This is a genomic window from Pseudomonas sp. G2-4 (genome assembly GCF_030064125.1).
Taxonomy (GTDB): domain Bacteria; phylum Pseudomonadota; class Gammaproteobacteria; order Pseudomonadales; family Pseudomonadaceae; genus Aquipseudomonas.
The window spans coordinates 4,848,491-4,866,265 of sequence record NZ_CP125957.1 but is presented as its reverse complement, the minus strand read 5'-3'; the positions used below and the strand labels follow the sequence as shown (position 1 = coordinate 4,866,265).

General features: G+C 60.6%; 14 protein-coding genes and 4 tRNA genes. 10 read left to right on the top strand and 8 right to left on the bottom strand.

Translation table 11 applies throughout. The features are described from left to right. Window positions 1-33: 33 nt before the first annotated feature. Window positions 34-516, bottom strand: coding sequence for a hypothetical protein (locus QNH97_RS21230; protein ID WP_283553764.1), 483 nt, complete (start codon window positions 514-516; stop codon window positions 34-36). 274 nt (window positions 517-790) lie between these two features. Beyond that, window positions 791-1,015 carry a hypothetical protein gene (locus tag QNH97_RS21225; protein WP_007898912.1) on the bottom strand — a complete coding sequence of 75 codons (225 nt, stop codon included), beginning with the start codon at window positions 1,013-1,015 and terminating at the stop codon, window positions 791-793. A gap of 1,054 nt (window positions 1,016-2,069) precedes the next feature. On the opposite strand from QNH97_RS21225, the gene QNH97_RS21220 reads away from it, so the two are divergent. Both QNH97_RS21220 and QNH97_RS21215 read left to right on the top strand, forming a co-directional pair. Beyond that, window positions 2,070-2,393 (top strand): SEL1-like repeat protein, encoded by a 324-nt coding sequence (locus QNH97_RS21220; protein ID WP_283553763.1) that lies wholly within the window; start codon window positions 2,070-2,072, stop codon window positions 2,391-2,393. Between the two features lie 175 nt (window positions 2,394-2,568). Beyond that, window positions 2,569-3,960: a DNA recombination protein RmuC gene (locus QNH97_RS21215; RefSeq protein ID WP_283557525.1), complete on the top strand. Its 1,392-nt coding sequence runs from the start codon at window positions 2,569-2,571 to the stop codon at window positions 3,958-3,960. 152 nt (window positions 3,961-4,112) lie between these two features. Here QNH97_RS21215 and QNH97_RS21210 read toward each other — a convergent pair whose 3' ends face one another. Together QNH97_RS21210 and QNH97_RS21205 are read right to left on the bottom strand one after the other, a co-directional pair. Continuing rightward, on the bottom strand, window positions 4,113-7,583 hold the full coding sequence (locus QNH97_RS21210) for a hybrid sensor histidine kinase/response regulator (RefSeq protein ID WP_283553762.1): 3,471 nt from the start codon (window positions 7,581-7,583) through the stop codon (window positions 4,113-4,115). A 250-nt stretch (window positions 7,584-7,833) separates the two neighbouring features. Next, a complete protein-coding gene (locus QNH97_RS21205; RefSeq protein ID WP_283553761.1) occupies window positions 7,834-8,373 on the bottom strand; it encodes a TetR/AcrR family transcriptional regulator in 540 nt (179 codons plus the stop codon). A gap of 117 nt (window positions 8,374-8,490) precedes the next feature. Here QNH97_RS21205 and QNH97_RS21200 point away from each other — a divergent pair, with 117 nt between their 5' ends. From QNH97_RS21200 to QNH97_RS21185, 4 genes are all read left to right on the top strand, one after another. Next, window positions 8,491-9,684 carry an MFS transporter gene (locus tag QNH97_RS21200; RefSeq protein ID WP_283553760.1) on the top strand — a complete coding sequence of 398 codons (1,194 nt, stop codon included), beginning with the start codon at window positions 8,491-8,493 and terminating at the stop codon, window positions 9,682-9,684. 76 nt (window positions 9,685-9,760) lie between these two features. Continuing rightward, the gene (locus tag QNH97_RS21195) at window positions 9,761-10,072 is read left to right on the top strand and encodes a cupin domain-containing protein (RefSeq protein ID WP_283553759.1); all 312 of its coding nucleotides are present in this window, start codon (window positions 9,761-9,763) and stop codon (window positions 10,070-10,072) included. Window positions 10,073-10,175: 103 nt separating this feature from the next. Continuing rightward, window positions 10,176-11,324, top strand: a complete 1,149-nt coding sequence (locus QNH97_RS21190; RefSeq protein WP_283553758.1) for a TDT family transporter — start codon at window positions 10,176-10,178, stop codon at window positions 11,322-11,324. A gap of 80 nt (window positions 11,325-11,404) precedes the next feature. Continuing rightward, entirely contained in the window at window positions 11,405-13,279 is a 1,875-nt protein-coding gene (locus QNH97_RS21185) for an MFS transporter (RefSeq protein ID WP_283553757.1), read from the top strand. Between the two features lie 105 nt (window positions 13,280-13,384). On the opposite strand, the gene sugE is transcribed toward QNH97_RS21185, so the two are convergent. The 3 genes from sugE to rdgC all read right to left on the bottom strand — a co-directional run bounded on the left by sugE (window position 13,385) and on the right by rdgC (window position 15,864). After that, the gene (gene sugE / locus QNH97_RS21180) at window positions 13,385-13,699 is read right to left on the bottom strand and encodes a quaternary ammonium compound efflux SMR transporter SugE (protein WP_003204587.1); all 315 of its coding nucleotides are present in this window, start codon (window positions 13,697-13,699) and stop codon (window positions 13,385-13,387) included. Between the two features lie 130 nt (window positions 13,700-13,829). Then, the gene (locus QNH97_RS21175; RefSeq protein WP_283553756.1) at window positions 13,830-14,798 is read right to left on the bottom strand and encodes a bile acid:sodium symporter family protein; all 969 of its coding nucleotides are present in this window, start codon (window positions 14,796-14,798) and stop codon (window positions 13,830-13,832) included. 145 nt (window positions 14,799-14,943) lie between these two features. Continuing rightward, on the bottom strand, window positions 14,944-15,864 hold the full coding sequence (rdgC, locus tag QNH97_RS21170) for a recombination-associated protein RdgC (protein ID WP_265029358.1): 921 nt from the start codon (window positions 15,862-15,864) through the stop codon (window positions 14,944-14,946). Between the two features lie 160 nt (window positions 15,865-16,024). On the opposite strand from rdgC, the gene QNH97_RS21165 reads away from it, so the two are divergent. From QNH97_RS21165 to QNH97_RS21150, 4 genes are all read left to right on the top strand, one after another. Then, window positions 16,025-16,100 (top strand) — tRNA-Val (locus QNH97_RS21165). 19 nt (window positions 16,101-16,119) lie between these two features. Further along, window positions 16,120-16,196, top strand: a tRNA-Asp gene (locus QNH97_RS21160). Window positions 16,197-16,371: 175 nt separating this feature from the next. Next, window positions 16,372-16,447 (top strand) — tRNA-Val (locus QNH97_RS21155). A 17-nt stretch (window positions 16,448-16,464) separates the two neighbouring features. Next, window positions 16,465-16,541 (top strand) — tRNA-Asp (locus QNH97_RS21150). Between the two features lie 93 nt (window positions 16,542-16,634). On the opposite strand, the gene QNH97_RS21145 is transcribed toward QNH97_RS21150, so the two are convergent. Further along, complete coding sequence (locus QNH97_RS21145) at window positions 16,635-17,771, bottom strand: catalase family protein (protein WP_283553755.1); 1,137 nt, start codon at window positions 17,769-17,771, stop codon at window positions 16,635-16,637. Window positions 17,772-17,775: the final 4 nt, after the last annotated feature.

The window sequence follows — 17,775 nt, the reverse complement described above, 5'->3', positions numbered from 1 at the left end:
CGCGAACGTTGTAGGAAGTTTCTAAATTTCCTGTCAGCAAGCGACCTGATTCAACGGTGAAACACAGTTTTGCCACGCGCAAGTGAAATCGCGCAGGCGGCCTTGGGGATGAAAGGTCTGGCGCCAGATCCGGGCCATGCCCAGGAGATCGTCGGCTTCGGGAAGCGGGGTGTTTTGTTCCTCTACCAGCATCCAGGCAATGGCCGTGGCGTAGCGCAGGTTGACGGTCAGCTCCAGGTGCGGGCCGCTGAGAAAGGCGTGCTGGCTGGCCAGGCCCCGCACCAGGCTGGCACGTTCCGGGTCCAGCGCCAGGTAATGGTCCCAAAGCGCCTGGTGGCGGGGTTCGGGAATGCGATAGAGGCCATGGCCGCGACGATCATGCAGGGCCGAACCCAGGGCCGACTGGCTGGCGGCAATGCCCAGCAGCAGGGATTCCGCCGTAGCGCTGTGACGCCCCAGATAAAGGAGCGTCGGGCGGATCACATATCGACACAGTTCGCTGGCAGCGATACCCATAAAACCCTCGAAGCGTGAAAAGGGCGGGACCTGAAGGGTGTGGGCTTGGCAGCTGTGGATCGGTTCAGGCCCGCCGGAAGCGGCTTAAGCCACTTGACTTGAAGTGTAGTGTCATATTCCCGCTGTAAAGGACTGTTTTTAAAACATCTTCAGCGAACGGTTATAACTGTTATATCTCCCAGTGCTTAAGCCGTTGCGCTTGGTTGAGAAATTCCAGGCAACAAAAAGCCCCGCTTTTTCGGCGGGGCTTTTGGGTTTCAGCCTTTCCGGCGTGTCAGGCAACCAGTGCCTGACGGGTACGCTCGATCACGGCCTGCAGCGGTTCGGCGCTGGAGTATTGATCGGGGTACAGGCGTTCGCTGTGACGAGCGATGCCGTGTTCGTTGACCAGGGTGAAGCTGAAGCAGCCTTTGCGAGCGGCCATGATCAGGCAGTTCATTGGGGCAAAAGCGTTGGTCAGGGTGCGGATAGCGTCCTGGGTATGGATTTGAGTAGACATGTTATGGGTGTTCCTACAAATGACACGGTTAAGAACCGTGCAACGTTAAAACGTTCCAGTAACATCGACCACCATTGGTCGAACGAAGAACCCGACTGGAACAAAGCAGCCAGTTTGAGCGCTATAAAAAGTGCGCGCTTGGGCTGGCAGGTAGGTACTTAGGAGGGCAGGCAACACATCAAGGGCAAAGGTTCTGGGCCCGGGGTGAAGATCCTGATCAATTTGCAGGCTGGTTCGTTCAGAGTAATGAGCTTGGCAACACCCTTTGCATTGGGTCAAAGGCTGTGTTGGGGCAAGGGTTACCTGGAAACCATCGAGGGGGTCGGTCTCTTTTTATCGGTGAGGCTTCTCTTGAGGGAAGGCTGACCGCGGAGATGTGTTCGACCCGGAATTGACTTTCAGCTTGGTACTAACGCTGCGGATACTAACGGAACGAATGACTGAAGGGAAGGGTGTTGGTTAAAAAATATTCAAATGGGCGATAAGAGCAAAGCCAAGCCCTGACTGTTTGTACCCGGGGACAGGGTGGACACATGTACGGAGACAGGGTCGACACTGACCTGTGGCAAGGTATCCATTTGACTCAACCCGATCCGGGGACTAGCGACATAGCACAAGATCCCAAGGACGGTGGTGCACCCAAGCCACTGTTGCGCCGGGCAGGGCACGAGGGTTATCCCCAGCTTCTGCTGCCAAATAGACCAAAAAAGCGCAGCCTTATAACCCGTTCAGGTGTTACTTGTGCACACTCGCGACGAAGCTTGTCACCGAACTGTCATGTGCAAACAATTCGAGGTGGGTGCCTGTATCCAAAATTTAAGTCAATGAAAAACATCGCTTTTTTTTACTGGTGAAAAAATCGTCAGTTTGAGCGCAGGCCCCGTTCCACAGGGGTTGCGGCGAGTTCAGGATGGGTTGTCCACTGAGTTATCCACAGCTTCTGTGGATTGTCCCAAGCGCTTGCTCTAGAACGGGCGTGCTGGTTTTTTTCGACTTTACCCGTGCGAAAAAAGGAGTAGAGTGGCGCGCCTTCTGATCTGTCCCACAGTGCTTTATGAAGTTTCGCTCAGTATCAAATCCTGTTACCTCCACACCCTCTGGTGTTACCCCACCCAAGCGCATGTCGATGCGTGTGGCCGAATGGCTGCTCGACAGCCCACGCCTGGGAGAAAGCCCCAGTGTCAAACATCTGGCCGGTCGTCTGCTCAAGCAACCCGCCCGTGAAGGCGTGGTGGCTGCGCAGAGTCGTCTCGGGCAGTTGATGTGCCGTGAATGCGGGAACGCGCGGGACCGGCGCATTGGTCACGAGTTGCTACGCCAAGCCGCCCGGGCCGGGGATCATCGTGCCCGCCTGGCACTGGGTGAAATCGAAGACTGAGCTGGGCAACCCCCGGCCGCTTGGTTAACCTTCGGGCTTTATTTGATCGGCAGGAATTGTCATGGCTATGGATTTGACCAGCCTGTTGTTTGGCCTGGCGGGCGCGGCGCTGCCGTTGCTTGCGTTGGCTTGGCACCTGCAGCGCCAGGCCAGCGCCGCGCAGACTGAACAGGCCCTGCTGGAAGAACGCCTGGCCACCGCCCACATGGCCCACGATGGCCTCAACGCCCAGCTCGATGCCTGTCGCGACGAAATCAGCGACCTGAGCCAGGCCAATGCCGCCAAGCAAGCCGAGCTTGCCGCCGCCTGTCGCGAAGTCGAGTTGTTGCAGATCGAGCGCGACAATGCCCGGGATGCGGCCCATGCCTGGAATCTGGAGCGTGCCGGCAAAGAAGCGGAGCTGCGGCGGCTCGATGCCCAGGCGGCTTCGTTGCATGCCGAATTGCGCGAGCAGCAGGAAAGCCATCAGCAACGCTTGGATGACCTGCAAGGTTCGCGGGATGAGCTGCGGGCACAGTTCGCCGAGCTGGCAGGAAAAATCTTCGACGAACGTGAGCAACGTTTCGCCGAGACCAGCCAGCAGCGCCTGGGCCAGTTGCTCGATCCGCTGAAGGAACGCATCCAGTCCTTTGAAAAACGCGTCGAAGAAAGCTATCAGGCCGAGGCGCGGGAACGGTTTTCCCTGGGCAAGGAGCTGGAACGGCTGCAGCAACTGAACCTGCGCCTGAGCGATGAAGCCACCAACCTTACCCGTGCCCTCAAAGGCCAGAAGACCCAAGGTAACTGGGGCGAGTTGATTCTGGAGCGGGTGCTTGAGCATGCAGGCCTGGAGAAGGGCCGCGAATATCAGACCCAGGTCAGTCTCAAGGGTCCGGACGGCGAGCGTTTCCAGCCTGACGTGTTGATTTACCTGCCCGGCGACAAGCAAGTGGTGGTCGATTCCAAGGTCAGCCTCACGGCCTACCAGCAGTACGTGGCCGCCGAGGACGATGCGATTGGCCAACACGCCCTCAAGCAGCACGTGGCGTCGTTGCGAGCCCACGTCAAAGGCCTGGCCGGCAAGGATTACAAGCGACTGGACGGTCTGCACAGCCTGGATTTCGTGTTGTTGTTCGTACCCATCGAAGCGGCGTTTTCCGCTGCTCTCCAAGCCGAGCCAAACCTATTCCAGGAAGCGTTCGACCGCAACATCGTCATCGTCAGCCCGACCACGTTGCTGGCGACATTGCGCGTGATCGACAGCTTGTGGAAGCAGGAACGCCAGAGCCAGAACGCCCGGGAAATCGCCGAGCGGGCGGGGTGGCTGTATGACAAGTTCGTGCTGTTCATCCAGGACCTGGACGAGATCGGCGGTCGCCTGCAGCAACTGGACAAAGCCTACAGCGCAGCCCGCAACAAACTGACAGAAGGGCGCGGCAACCTGATCAGCCGCAGCGAACAGCTCAAACTGCTCGGTGCCCGGGCGAGCAAGAGTTTGCCCGCTGATTTGCTCGAACGCGCGATGACCGATGTGGATGCGGATGGGCTGCCTGAATTGCCTGAAGAAACCGCAAAAACCCAGGACTGATGAACCCCTTAGGCTTGATACAAAACCCTGTGGCGAGGGAGCTTGCTCCCGCTTGAGTGCGCAGCACTCACAAAAAGGGGGCTGCTGCGCAGCCCAGCGGGAGTAAGCTCCCTCGCCACAGAGGTCGCCTATATCTCCCGGGACTGTGTTCCCTACAACGGCAAATGCCGACTCAACAACGCCCGCAACGCCGCCGGCTTCACCGGTTTAGCCAGATAGTCCAGGCCCGCCGCATGCACCTGTGCCACCATCTCAGGTCGACCGTCGGCGCTGATCACCACGCCCGGGATCGGTTCGCCCATGCGCGTGCGCAACCACGCCATCAGCTCGGTGCCGGTCTCGCCGTCGTCCAGATGAAAGTCCACCAAGGCCAGTTGCGGCCGCCCGCCCTGGGCGAGCCAGCGTTCACATTCCTCGCGGTTGCGCGCGGTCCATACCTGGCAACCCCAGCGCGTCAACAGGCTGTTCATGCCGATCAGAATGCTGTCTTCGTTATCGACACACAGCACCTGCGCGCCGCTGGGTAAATGACCATTGGCTTCGGCCACCGGACCAGGCACCACGGCCTGCGTGCTGGCCAGCGGTACGCTGACGCTGAACACACTGCCGCGCCCCGGCCAGGAACGCACGCGCAAGGTATGCCCCAGCACGCGGCACAACCCGTCGGCGATCGCCAGGCCCAGGCCCAGGCCTTTTTCGGCGCGGGTCTGGTGGCTGTCCAGGCGTTTGAATTCTTCGAAGATGACCTGCAGCTTATCTTCGGCGATGCCCGGCCCGCGATCCCAGACTTCCAGGCACAACTCGCCGTTGCGCCGCCGCACCCCCAGCAGCACCGGGCCCTTGGCATAGCGGAAGGCATTGGTGAGGAAGTTCTGCAAAACGCGGCGCAGCAGCTTGATGTCACTGTCGACCCGCAGTCGCGAGCTTCGCACCCGGAATTTCAGGCCTTTTTCCTGGGCCAGTGCGGTGAATTCGGCGCCAAGGGTACCGAACAGTTCGTTGAGGCCGAACGGTTTGCGGTCGGGGTTGATCTTGCCGTTTTCCAGACGGGAAATGTCCAGCAAGTCAGTGATCAGGTCTTCGGCCGAACGCAGCGAGCTGTCCAGATGATGCACCAGTTGTCGGGCTTCCTCTGGCAAGCCCTCGTGTTGGTGGGACAGTGCGGCGGAGAACAGGCGCGCGGCGTTGAGCGGCTGCATCAAATCATGGCTGACGGCAGTCAGGAAGCGCGTCTTGGATTGATAGGCCGCTTCGGCGGTGCTTTTGGCGTCGGTCAGCGCCAGGTTCAGTTGCGACAACTCCCGGGTGCGCTCAGCCACCCGTTGCTCCAGCCCTTCGTTGGCCTCGGTCAAGGCATGTTCGGCCTCACGGAACGCGGTAATGTCGGTGAAGCTCATGACGAAACCGCCGCCGGGCATCGGGTTGCCGATCAGCTCGATGACCCGGCCGTTAGGGAACAGGCGTTCAGAGGTATGGGCGCGGCCCTGGCGCATCCAGTGCAAGCGCCGGGCCACGTGCACTTCCGCCTCGCCAGGGCCGCAGAGGCCGCGCTCGGCGTTGTAGCGGATGATGTCGGCAATCGGCCGGCCGACGCTGATCAAGCCGTCCGGGTACTTGAACAACTCCAGGTAACGACGGTTCCACGCCACGAGCCTGAGGGACTGGTCGACCACGCTGATGCCTTGGGTGATGTTCTCGATGGCGCCTTGCAGCAGGGCGCGGTTGAACTGCAACACTTCCGAGGCTTCGTCGGCGATCCGCACGACGTCTTCCAGCTGCATTTCCCGGCCTTCAATCGCGGCTTTTACCACCGCCCGTGTCGAAGAGGCCCCCAGCACACCGGCCAGCAGGCGTTCGGTGTGGGCGATCCATTCGTTGTCGGCATTCTGGGTCGGGTTGAAGCCTTTGCCCTGGCGGTAGGCAAAGCGGATGAAGCTTTGGCGCGCCCGTTCCTCTCCGACGAAACGTGCGGCCAGTTGCAGCAGGTCTTCGATATGGACCGCCAGCATCGAACGGGCGCTGGGGCGGGCGCTGATTTCCTGGCCAATGAAGCGTCCGGCCTGCCAGTGTTCCGACACGCGCGTGCGCGACAGCATGGACACCCAGGCAAACAGAATGAAGTTACCGGCCAGGGACAGCACGACCCCTTGGGTCAGCGGGGTGATCGGCAGGTTCAACGGGTTGCCGTGCAGCCAGGCCAGACCCGGGAAGCTACTGAGCGACAAGCCCAGGCTGTGGGCGGCGATGGGCAGCACCAGGGTGTAGAACCACAGGAAAATGCCCGTGGCGAGACCGGCGAACACACCGCGACGGTTGGCCTGTTTCCAGTACAGCGCACCGAGCATGGCCGGGGCCAGTTGGGTCACGGCGGCGAAGGCGATCTGGCCGATGGTCGCCAGGCTCGCCGTCGATCCCAGCAACCGGTAGCTGACATAGGCCAGCAGCAGGATCACCACGATGCTCACCCGCCGCACCGACAGCATCCACTGGCGGAACACTTCGAAAGGCCGCTCGGCGTTGTTGCGGCGCAACAGCCAGGGCAGCAGCATGTCGTTGGACACCATGGTGGACAACGCCACGCTCGCCACGATCACCATGCCGGTGGCCGCCGAGGCACCACCAATGAACGCCAGCACCGCCAGGGCCGGGTGGGCCTGGGCCAGCGGCAGGCTGATGACGAACGAGTCCGGCAGCACGGAGCTGGGCAACAGCATTTGTCCGGCGAGGGCGATGGGCACCACGAACAGTGCGGCCAGGGCCAGGTAGGCGGGGAAGACCCACTTGGCCAGGCGCAGGTCCTGGGGTTCGATGTTCTCCACCACGGTCACGTGGAACTGTCGCGGCAAACAGATGATCGCCATCATCGCCACCCCGGTCTGTACCACCATGGACGGCCAGTTGATGGTTTCTTTCCAGTATTGCTCCAGGCGCGGCGCGAGCATCGCCTGGCTGAACAGGTCGTCGAAGCCGTCGTAAAGGCCGTACGTCACGAACGCGCCAACGGCGAGGAAGGCGAACAGCTTGACCAGGGATTCGAAGGCAATCGCCAGCACCATGCCGCGGTGGTGTTCGGTGGCATCCAGGTTGCGGGTACCGAACACGATGGTGAACAACGCCAAGATCAGCGAGACGATCAGCGCGGTGTCCTGGGCGCGAGTGCCCATGGCGTCGGCACCGGCGCCAATCAGCAGGTTCACCCCGAGCACGATGCCCTTGAGTTGCAAGGCAATGTACGGCAGCACGCCCACCAGGCAGATCAGCGCGACCACCACCGCCAGGGACTGGGACTTGCCGTAGCGGGCGGCGATGAAGTCGGCAATGGAGGTGATGTTCTCCTGCTTGCTGATCATCACCATTTTCTGCAGGACCCACGGCGCCAGCACCAGCAACAGGATCGGCCCGAGGTAGATCGGCAGGAATGACCAGAGTTGCTCGGCGGCCTGGCCCACGGCACCGAAGAACGTCCAACTGGTGCAGTACACCGCCAGCGACAGGCTGTAGACCCAGGCCCGCACCCGCGGCGGCAGCGGCGTGCTGCGCCGGTCGCCGTAGAAGGCGATGGCGAACATGATGGCCATATAGGCCAGGGCAACAACGGCGATCAGCCCGCTGGACAGCGACATGGAAACTCCCGAACGAAGACACCGGGGCATGGGCCCGACAGGACAGTCTCGCATGCCCGCTCGGGTTCGTCAGTGTCGACCAAGGTCGGAGCGCGGCGGGGTGGCGCGGGTTGCGGTAAACATTGGGTGAAGAGGTGTTCAGGCGGGCCTCATCGCGAGCAAGCCCGCTTCCACACTCGACCTGAAGTGAACTCAAGTTTTGTATCCACTGGGACCCAATGTGGGAGCGAGCTTGCTCGCGATGGCGGCCTCACTGACCCAGCGCGATATCCACCAACCGATACAACTCCTCGACCTCCAACGGCGCGGTGGCAAAGAGGATACGAAACACCGTCGGCGCCACGACGACATTGATCAACCGTTCGATACCCGGGTTTGGCGCCTCGGGATAACGATCCAGGATGATCTGCAACTGGGCGCTGATGATGCCCACGCAATGCCCCGGCGTAGCGCAGGCCTGGATGTCGCGCATCATGTTGCGACCGGGCTCGGAACTCATTTCGTCCAGGTACTGTTCGGCCCAGGCCAGCAGGTCGCCGCGCAGGCTGCCGGTGTTGGCCGGTTCGCTGTCGGGGCGCATGCGGGCGATGGCGACGTCGGCCAGCAACGCCGGCAAATCGCCCCAACGCCGATAGATCGTGGAAGGCGTGACGCCTGCGCGCGCAGCGATTTGCGGCACGGTCAGGGTGGCGCGGTCCTGCTCTTGGAGCAGGGCGCGGACCGCCGAATGGATCGATTCCTGGACCCGGGCGCTTCTGCCGCCGGGGCGTAAACCTTCTTTAATAGCCATGTATCGGACCTTAACACAAAGAATTTGCTTTAAGCGCACGTCGGTAGCACACTCCGCAAAAGCAATAAATTAGCTTTTGTGGCTGATTTTTTGTGATCAGCTTTGTGGAGCGTGCCCATGTCTTATCCAGCTTCGACCCGTGCCAGCCTGATATTCCTGGCGATCACCTTGCTCGGTTTTCTCGCCGCGTCCAGCGCGCCGACGCCGTTGTATCACCTCTATCAGGAACAGTTGCAATTTTCGCCGGCGATTCTGACGCTGATTTTCGGGGTGTACGCCTTCAGTCTGTTGGCGGCTTTGCTGACCGTGGGGTCGCTGTCGGATTACCTGGGCCGCAAACCGGTGATCTTCGTCGCGCTGTTGCTCAATATGCTGGCGATGCTGCTGTTCATCAATGCCGACAGTGTCGCCTGGCTGATCGGCGCGCGCTTGATCCAAGGCTTCGCCACGGGCATGGCCACCAGCGTGCTGGGCGCTGCGTTGTTGGATTTCGACCGTCGGCAAGGTCCGCTGATCACCAGCGTCGCACCCTTGTTGGGCATGGCTTGTGGAGCGCTGGGTTGCGGTCTGCTGGCGGAGTACGCGCCGCGGCCCTTGCAGCTGACGTATTGGATTCTGCTGGGGGTGTTCCTGCTCCAGGCGCTTTATATCTGGCGCCTGGCGGAGAGCGTCAGCCCGCAACCCGGCGCCTGGCAGTCGCTGCGTCCAACCTTGCATGTACCGGTCCAGGCGCGAGGCGCCTTGTGGTTGATCCTGCCCCTGAACCTGGCGGCCTGGGCCGTGGGCGGCTTTTATTTGTCACTGGCGCCTTCCCTGGTGCGGGCCGCAACGGGATCGACGTCCAACCTGATTGGCGGCGCACTGGTGGCGGTGTTGACGGTCACCGGCGCGTTGTCCATCTACGCGCTGCGCAACCAGGGGGCAGACAAGATGCTGCGTCTGTCCGCCACCTTATTGGTGATCGGCCTGACGTTGGTATTGATTGCGGTGCACGGCGGCAGCTTGCCGTTGTTTTTCGTCGGCACGTTGGTCACCGGCAGCGGTTTCGGCGCAGGTTTTCTCGGCGCATTGCGCAGCATCATGCCGTTGGCCTTGCCCCATGAGCGAGCCGGTTTGATGTCGGCGTTCTATGTCCTCAGTTACCTGGCCTTCAGCCTGCCGTCGCTGCTGGCCGGGAACCTGACGCGGGTGTTCGGGTTGATCCCGACCACCGATGGATACGGCACGGTGCTGATCGTATTGTCGGCGAGCGCCTTAGTGGGTCTGTTGCGCCAGTCGGGGAAATTGGCTAGCGATGGGCTTCGACCTTGAAAGTGTTGAATGCAGGCGCCGCTTTGATGGTTTTGCGCTAGCCTTGGCGCCCCAGCATTTTTTTGGTCGAGCTCTCTTGAAAATCATCCGCAGCAAATCCTTCACTGGCGACCGCGCCTGGGCGGCGCTGGACATCGCCAACATGAACGGCATCACCACACGCCTGCACTGGACCGATCAGCCGTACAAATGGCACATCAATGACGGTCAGGAAGTGTTCGTGGTGCTCGATGGGCAAGTGCTGATGTGCTACCGGGAAGAGGGCGTCGAAAAAGAGGCTCTGCTGGATGCAGGGGATATTTTCTACGCATCGGTGGGCACCGAGCACGTGGCCAAGCCGTTGGGCGAAGCGAGAATCCTGGTGGTCGAGACCGAGGGCAGTGTCTGATCATTATCTGTCGAATCGATAACATATAGAGAAATTACCCGTTATATAGATATTCGATCCGGCTCTAGCATGGCTCCACCTCATCCGAGGACAGGAGTTCGCCATGACATGCTGTGCCGCCAAGACCCGCTTTCGCCCATTGAGCCATTTGCCCAGGCCGTTGGAAGCCATTCGCCAATTCACGCCTAACTGGTTTGCCGTCGTCATGGGCACCGGTGTGCTGGCGTTGGCCCTGGCGCAATGGCCTGGGGACATGCCGGGCCTGCGCCTGCTGGGTGAAGGGTTATGGTTGTTCAACATCCTGTTGTTCGTGGTGTTCGCCGGCTTGTACACGGCCCGTTGGCTGTTGTTCTTTGACGAGGCGCGGCGGATCTTCGGTCATTCAACGGTTTCGATGTTTTTCGGCACCATTCCGATGGGGTTGGCGACGATCATCAATGGCTTTCTGGTATTCGGGCTGCCGCGCTGGGGCGGCGGTGTGGTGCCGTTGGCCGAAGCCTTGTGGTGGATCGATGTGGCGCTGTCGCTGGCCTGCGGCCTGCTGATCCCGTTCCTGATGTTCACCCGGCAGGAACATCGGATCGACCAGATGACCGCCGTGTGGTTGCTGCCGGTGGTGGCCGCCGAAGTCGCAGCCGCCAGCGGCGGGTTGTTGGCGCCGCATCTGACGGACGTTCATGCGCAACTGGTGATGCTGGTCACCAGCTACGTGCTCTGGGCATTTTCCCTGCCGGTAGCCTTCAGCATTCTGACGATCCTGTTATTGCGTATGGCCCTGCACAAATTGCCCCATGAAAACATGGCCGCCTCGAGCTGGCTGGCCCTCGGCCCCATTGGCACCGGCGCCCTGGGCATGTTGCTGCTGGGCAGTGATGCGCCGCTGATTTTCGCCGCCAATGACCTGCCCGGCGTGGGGGAAATCGCCGCCGGGTTGGGCCTGGTGGCCGGTATCACGTTATGGGGCTTTGGGTTCTGGTGGATGCTGATGGCGCTGCTGATCACCGCACGCTATCTGCGCGCCGGTATTCCGTTCAACCTCGGTTGGTGGGGCTTTACCTTTCCCTTGGGCGTGTATGCGTTGGCGACGCTGAAGCTGGCGGACCTGCTGAAGCTGGAATTTTTCAGCGTGTTCGGTGGGGTGCTGGTGGCGATGCTGGCGGTGATGTGGCTAATCGTCGGGCGGCGCACGCTGGCGGGGGCCTGGCATGGTGAGTTGTTTGTGTCGCCATGCATTGCGGGGCTGGCGAAATAATCGCTAAAGACAGGTAATGTGTGGCCTGGATCGAAAAGCGTCATTCCAATAAGCGTCCACGCCACTCAGGAACATGGAAGATGAGTCACCCTTCGCAGTTCACCTTGCTTCGCACGCGGCGTTTCTTGCCGTTCTTCATCACGCAGGCCCTTGGCGCGTTCAACGACAACATTTTCAAGCAGTCGCTGATTCTCGCCATTCTCTACAAGTTGACCATCGACGGTGACCGCTCGATCTGGGTCAACCTCTGCGCACTGCTGTTTATCTTGCCGTTCTTTCTGTTCTCGGCGTTGGCGGGGCAGTTCGGGGAGAAGTTCGCCAAGGATGCGTTGATTCGCCTGATCAAGCTTGGCGAAATCGTCATCATGGCGGTCGGCGCGGTGGGCTTTGTGTTCGATCATTTGTCGCTGATGCTGGTGGCATTGTTTGCCATGGGCACCCATTCGGCGCTGTTCGGCCCGGTGAAGTATTCGATCCTGCCGCAAGCGTTGCGTGAGGAGGAGCTGGTGGGCGGCAACGGCCTGGTGGAGATGGGCACGTTTCTGGCGATCCTCGCCGGCACCATCGGCGCCGGGATCATGATGTCCTCGGCGCACTACGCCCCCGTCGTCTCGACCGCGATCATCGGCGTGGCCGTGCTCGGTTACCTGGCCAGCCGCAGCATTCCACGAGCGGCGGCGGCCTCGCCGCAGATGCGCCTGAACTGGAACATCTTCAGCCAATCCTGGGCCACCCTGAAACTGGGGTTGGGGCAAACCCCGGCAGTGTCGCGCTCGATTGTCGGCAATTCCTGGTTCTGGTTCGTCGGGGCGATTTACCTGACGCAAATCCCGGCCTACGCCAAGGAATGGATGCACGGCGATGAAACCGTGGTGACCTTGATCCTGACCGTATTCTCGGTGGGGATCGCCCTGGGTTCGATGCTCTGCGAAAAACTCTCGGGGCGCAAAGTCGAGATTGGCCTGGTGCCGTTTGGTTCGTTCGGGCTGACGGTGTTCGGGTTGCTGTTGTGGTGGCATTCCGGTGGGATCCCCGACAGCGTCGATGGCCACGGTTGGCTCGAAGTGCTCGGCTTCGGCCACGCCTGGCTGGTGTTGATCGACATCCTTGGTCTCGGCGTCTTTGGTGGTTTCTACATCGTGCCGCTGTACGCATTGATCCAGTCGCGCACCGTCGAAAACGAGCGAGCGCGGGTGATCGCCGCCAACAACATCCTCAACGCCTTGTTCATGGTGGTCTCGGCGATTGTCTCCATCGTCTTGCTGAGCCTGGCCAAACTGTCGATCCCGCAGCTGTTCCTGGTGGTGTCGCTGCTGAACATCGGCGTCAACGCCTACATCTTCAAGATCGTCCCGGAATTCAGCATGCGTTTCATGATCTGGCTGCTGAGCCATTCCATGTACCGCGTCGAGCATCGCAACCTGGAGACGATCCCGGATGAAGGCGCCGCGCTGTTGGTCTGCAATCACGTGTCCTTCGTCGATGCCTTGCTCATTGGTGGCGCGGTGCGTCGGCCGATTCGCTTCGTGATGTACTACAAGATCTACAACCTGCCCGTGCTGAACTTCATCTTCCGCACCGCCGGGACGATTCCGATTGCCGGGCGTCAGGAAGACATTCACATCTACGAAAAAGCCTTCACGCGCATTGCGCAGTATCTGAAGGACGGTGAGCTGGTGTGCATCTTCCCGGAAGGAAAACTGACCGCAGACGGTGAGATCAACGAGTTCAAGAGCGGGATGACACGCATCCTTCAGGAGACCCCTGTGCCGGTCATTCCCCTGGCGTTGCAGGGGCTGTGGGGCAGCTTCTTCAGTCGCGATCCGAGCAAGGGGCTGTTCCGCCGGTTTTGGTCGCGGGTGACGTTGGTGGCGGGTTCGGCGGTCGCGGTCGAGGGGGCAACACCTTCGACGTTGCAGGCGCTGGTGGGGGAATTACGCGGCACCGTCCGCTAGGACAAAAAACTGTGGGAGCGAGCTTGCTCGCGATTGCAATCTGTCTGCTGGCATTGATGTCACAGGCAGACCGCTATCGCGAGCAAGCTCGCTCCCACAGGTCAATCAGGCGCTAACCTTGAGCCCGATCAACCCGGCAACGATCAACGCCACACTGGCCAACCGCACCAGCGCCATCGACTCACCAAACAAAATGATCCCGGCAATCACCGTGCCCACGGCGCCGACCCCGGTCCAGATCGCATAGGCTGTGCCCAACGGTAGTTCCTTCATCGCCAGGCCGAGCAGGCCGAGGCTGATCGCCATGGCGGCAATCGTCAGTGCGGTGGGGAGAGGGCGGCTGAAACCGTCGGTGTATTTCAAACCGACCGCCCAGCCGACTTCGAACAGGCCGGCAAAAAACAGAATGATCCAGGACATCAAACACCTCCATCGATGGATGGGGTCGTCCCCGGCTTAACACTTGATCAAGTGCTAGGATCAAGCGGCGGGGTCGTCCCCGCGCTGGATGGATAGAGTGCCCATTATTGACCACTCGATCAAGTCTGCTTCAGTCGGCTGCTTGCCGGGCGGCAAGGGTTTCGCGGTCCTGTTTTTCACTCATGCGCCGGAAGTACGTCGAGAGCAAAGCCCCGGAAATGTTGTGCCAGACGCTGAACAGTGCGCTGGGTACCGCCGCCAACGGCGAGAAATGCGCACTGGCCAACGCCGCGCCCAAGCCGGAGTTCTGCATGCCCACTTCCAGCGACAGCGTCTTGCGCTGGGCCAATGGCAGACCGAACACACGTCCGGTGAAGTACCCCAGCAGGTAACCGAAGCTGTTGTGCAGCATCACAATGGCCATGATCAGCAGGCCGGATTCGGCGATCTTCGCCTGACTGGCCGCCACCACCGCCGCGACGATGATCACGATGCTCACCACGGATATCAGCGGCAGGACTTCTACGGCATGCCGAACCCGGGCACCCAGCAGGCGTTGGGCAACGATACCCAGTGCGATCGGCAACAGGACGATTTGCAGGATCGACCAGAACAGCGCCGAGAACGATACCGGCAACCAGGCCGAGGCCAGCAGCCAGATCAGCGCCGGGGTCAGAAGAGGGGCAAGCAGGGTCGTGATGGCGGAAATAGCTACGGCCAGGGCCAGGTCACCGCGAGCCAGCCAGGTCATGACATTGGATGATGTGCCGCTCGGGCAGCAACCCACCAGAATCACGCCGACGGCGATCTCGGGCGGCAGGCTGAACACTTGGCACAGCAGCCACGCTGTACCGGGCATGATCACGAACTGGGCAATCACCCCCAGGGCAACCCGGCCCGGATGACGGGCCACTTCGGCAAAGTCTTCCAGCTTGAGGGCCAGGCCCATGCCGAACATCACCAGCCCCAGCAAGGGCACGATGGCGACTTTCAGGCCGACGAACCACTGCGGTTGCAGGAATGCCACGACGGCGAAAATCAGTACCCAGTAAGCGAAGGTATTGCCGACAAAGCGGCTCAATGCAGCCAATGCACGCATGACCTGATCCTTATTTTTAATAACACCACAAAAACCAATGTGGGAGCGAGCTTGCTCGCGATAGCGGTGTGGCAGCCACAGAAATGTTGACTGACAAATCGCTATCGCGAGCAAGCTCGCTCCCACAGGTAGCTATCCGTCGGGTTTAGATCCCCTGCGGCATCTCTTCCCCACCCAATGCTTCAACCAGCGCCGGCAGGAACTCGCCGAACGTCAGCATCATCAGGGTGAAGCTGGCGTCCAGCTGGCCGAGGGCCTCATCGCCGCCATCCTGTTCCGCCTGGTCCTGCAACAGGTCTTCGAACTTCAGGCGCTTGACCACCATCTTGTCGTCGAGCACGAAGGATAGCTTGTCCTGCCAGGCCAGCGACAGTTGCGTCACCACCTTGCCGGTGTTCAGGTGCAGCTGGATTTCGTCGCTGGTCAGGTCCTGGCGCTTGCAGCGCACGATGCCGCCGTCTTCGTGGGTGTCGCGCAGTTCGCATTCGTCCAGCACGAAGAAGTCGTCCGCGGCTTTCTGGGTCTTGACCCAGTCGGTCATGGTGGCGGTCGGGGCCATTTTGACCGTCAGTGGGCGCACCGGCAGCGTGCCGATGACTTCGCGCAGGGTCGACAGCAGGTCTTCGGCGCGTTTCGGGCTGGCGGAGTTCACCAGGATCAGGCCCTGTTTCGGCGCAATGGCGGCGAAGGTGGACGAGCGTCGAATGAAGGCACGCGGCAGGAACGCCTGGATGATTTCATCCTTGAGCTGGTCCCGCTCCTTTTTATAGACCTTGCGCATTTGCTCGGCTTCGATCTCTTCGACCTTTTCCTTCAGGGCGTCGCGCACGACGCTGCCAGGCAGGATGCGTTCTTCCTTGCGAGCGGCGATCAGCAGGAAATCCTGGCTGACATGCACCAATGGCGCGTCTTCGCCTTTGCCAAACGGCGCGACGAAACCGTAAGTGGTCAACTCCTGGCTTGCACATGGACGCGCCAGTTTGGTGGCCAGTGCAGTTTCCAACGCCTCGGCATCAAAAGGCAGATCTTGGGTCAGGCGATAGATAAGCAGGTTTTTGAACCACATGGGGTGAGTCTCTCCTTTATACAAAGGGGGGCATTATTCTCTTCGCGGCGCCATAGGCCAACCCTTCGCTAAGCCTTTGGAAGGCATGAAAAAATTAATTTAAAAAGTGCTTGCCAGCTTAGGGAGTGCTCCGTAGAATGCGCGCCACACCGAAAGCGAAGGGTGATTAGCTCAGCTGGGAGAGCGTCTGCCTTACAAGCAGAATGTCGGCGGTTCGATCCCGTCATCACCCACCATTCGTTCAACGTGTTACGCGCAGCGGTAGTTCAGTCGGTTAGAATACCGGCCTGTCACGCCGGGGGTCGCGGGTTCGAGTCCCGTCCGCTGCGCCATATTCGGTTATCTGGAACGCTGAACGCCAGATGACCACGGAAAGCCCGCTCACGCGGGCTTTTTGCTGTTTGCAGTTAGTGCGATGTGCTTCTCTCAAGTTTTTTGCTGAATTTTCTATTTAAATCAGCACGTTACGAAAAACTGTGAGAGAATGCGCCCCGCATCGAAAGTGAAGGGTGATTAGCTCAGCTGGGAGAGCGTCTGCCTTACAAGCAGAATGTCGGCGGTTCGATCCCGTCATCACCCACCAAGCTTTCAATGTTTCGCGCAGCGGTAGTTCAGTCGGTTAGAATACCGGCCTGTCACGCCGGGGGTCGCGGGTTCGAGTCCCGTCCGCTGCGCCATCTTCGGTTTCCTGGCCCACTGAACGCCAGGTCACCTACAAAAAGCCCGCTCAATCGAGCGGGCTTTTTGCTGTCTGGCGGTTGGTCGGTTCTCTATTGCTCGGCATTCCGGCTGTGACGGTAGTCGCTGACCGCCTCATACACCGCTTTACGCAAGCGGTTGATACCGCCGATGGGGCGATGGGCCTCAATACCGAACCAGGGGTTGAAAGACTGGTTGTCACAGGCGAGGTTCAGCTTGGGTGTATCGAAGTCCTGGGCCGGTACCTTGATTTTTGCCACCGTCTCGAACGGGGCATCACTTTCTCGCCATTCAATGCTGGTGTCTTCGATGGGCATGTACTTGCTCGGATCCTGGCGCTGGATCTGCAGGACAAAACACGCCGGCACCCGGTCTGTGGATAACTGCTGATTCAGGGCACTGCGCAGGAAATTCGGCAAGTCCTGGTTTTGCGCTGGCAGGGTATAGGCTGGGCAGCTGTCCGGATCAGGGGCTACGCGAAACTTGGCGTTGGCCTCACCGAACTTGTAGGGCGATACGGAAAAGTACGTGGTCTGGGTCGGACTGGCCGGTGGCGGGGAGAGGGTCGCCAGGGCGATGAACAAATGGCGGATCTGCCAACTGCGCGGGTCCACGCTCGGAAAGAACGCCAGCGCCTTTTTTCCATCGGCCTGGGCGGCCACATTCTGACGATATTCGGCGACATCGCTGACGAAGAAGTTCGGGTGATTGAACATCACGAAATCCTGTTCGCCTTGTGACTGTCGCTCCCCCAACAGTTGTTTGCCCGGCACGTTCAGCAGCTTGATCGCCATCCCGCGGGCATCGCGCAGGCTGTCAAACTGCGGATAGGCGTTGCCGTTGGACAGGCGCATCGTCGCCTGCCAGACCTTCCCCGGCTCGGCGAATACCCCTTGGCGCAAGAGGGGCGGCAGGTCATTCGGCACCTGGACCTCGGCCATGACACAACCGTGCGCCTTGGCATGGGCGTCCCGCAGGTAGCGGGTGCCTTCACGGTGCTGATCAACGATGCGAATCGCGGTCTGGATAATGTCCTGGGTCATGGCGGATTCGCCGGGCGGTATCTGTTCTTTGTCCGACACCGCCCCGCTGTGTTGCCAGGCGAACCAGGCCGTGGCCAGCGCCCAGCCGAGCAGGCCGATACCCAGCAGCCATAGGAGCGTCTTACCCAAAAAGGCGCCGAGGCGCAGCCAGAGCGTGATCAGCATGGGA

Excerpts from the sequence above, each read along its gene's own strand:
- QNH97_RS21210 (WP_283553762.1), bottom strand. The coding sequence starts at position 7,583 with ATGTCGCTGTCCAGCGGGCTGATCGCCGTTGTTGCCCTGGCCTATATG.
- QNH97_RS21230 (WP_283553764.1), bottom strand. The coding sequence starts at position 516 with ATGGGTATCGCTGCCAGCGAACTGTGTCGATATGTGATCCGCCCGACG.
- QNH97_RS21200 (WP_283553760.1), top strand. The coding sequence starts at position 8,491 with ATGTCTTATCCAGCTTCGACCCGTGCCAGCCTGATATTCCTGGCGATC.
- QNH97_RS21145 (WP_283553755.1), bottom strand. The coding sequence starts at position 17,771 with ATGCTGATCACGCTCTGGCTGCGCCTCGGCGCCTTTTTGGGTAAGACG.
- QNH97_RS21205 (WP_283553761.1), bottom strand. The coding sequence starts at position 8,373 with ATGGCTATTAAAGAAGGTTTACGCCCCGGCGGCAGAAGCGCCCGGGTC.
- QNH97_RS21220 (WP_283553763.1), top strand. The coding sequence starts at position 2,070 with ATGAAGTTTCGCTCAGTATCAAATCCTGTTACCTCCACACCCTCTGGT.
- QNH97_RS21190 (WP_283553758.1), top strand. The coding sequence starts at position 10,176 with ATGACATGCTGTGCCGCCAAGACCCGCTTTCGCCCATTGAGCCATTTG.
- QNH97_RS21185 (WP_283553757.1), top strand. The coding sequence starts at position 11,405 with ATGAGTCACCCTTCGCAGTTCACCTTGCTTCGCACGCGGCGTTTCTTG.
- QNH97_RS21225 (WP_007898912.1), bottom strand. The coding sequence starts at position 1,015 with ATGTCTACTCAAATCCATACCCAGGACGCTATCCGCACCCTGACCAAC.
- sugE (WP_003204587.1), bottom strand. The coding sequence starts at position 13,699 with ATGTCCTGGATCATTCTGTTTTTTGCCGGCCTGTTCGAAGTCGGCTGG.
- rdgC (WP_265029358.1), bottom strand. The coding sequence starts at position 15,864 with ATGTGGTTCAAAAACCTGCTTATCTATCGCCTGACCCAAGATCTGCCT.
- QNH97_RS21175 (WP_283553756.1), bottom strand. The coding sequence starts at position 14,798 with ATGCGTGCATTGGCTGCATTGAGCCGCTTTGTCGGCAATACCTTCGCT.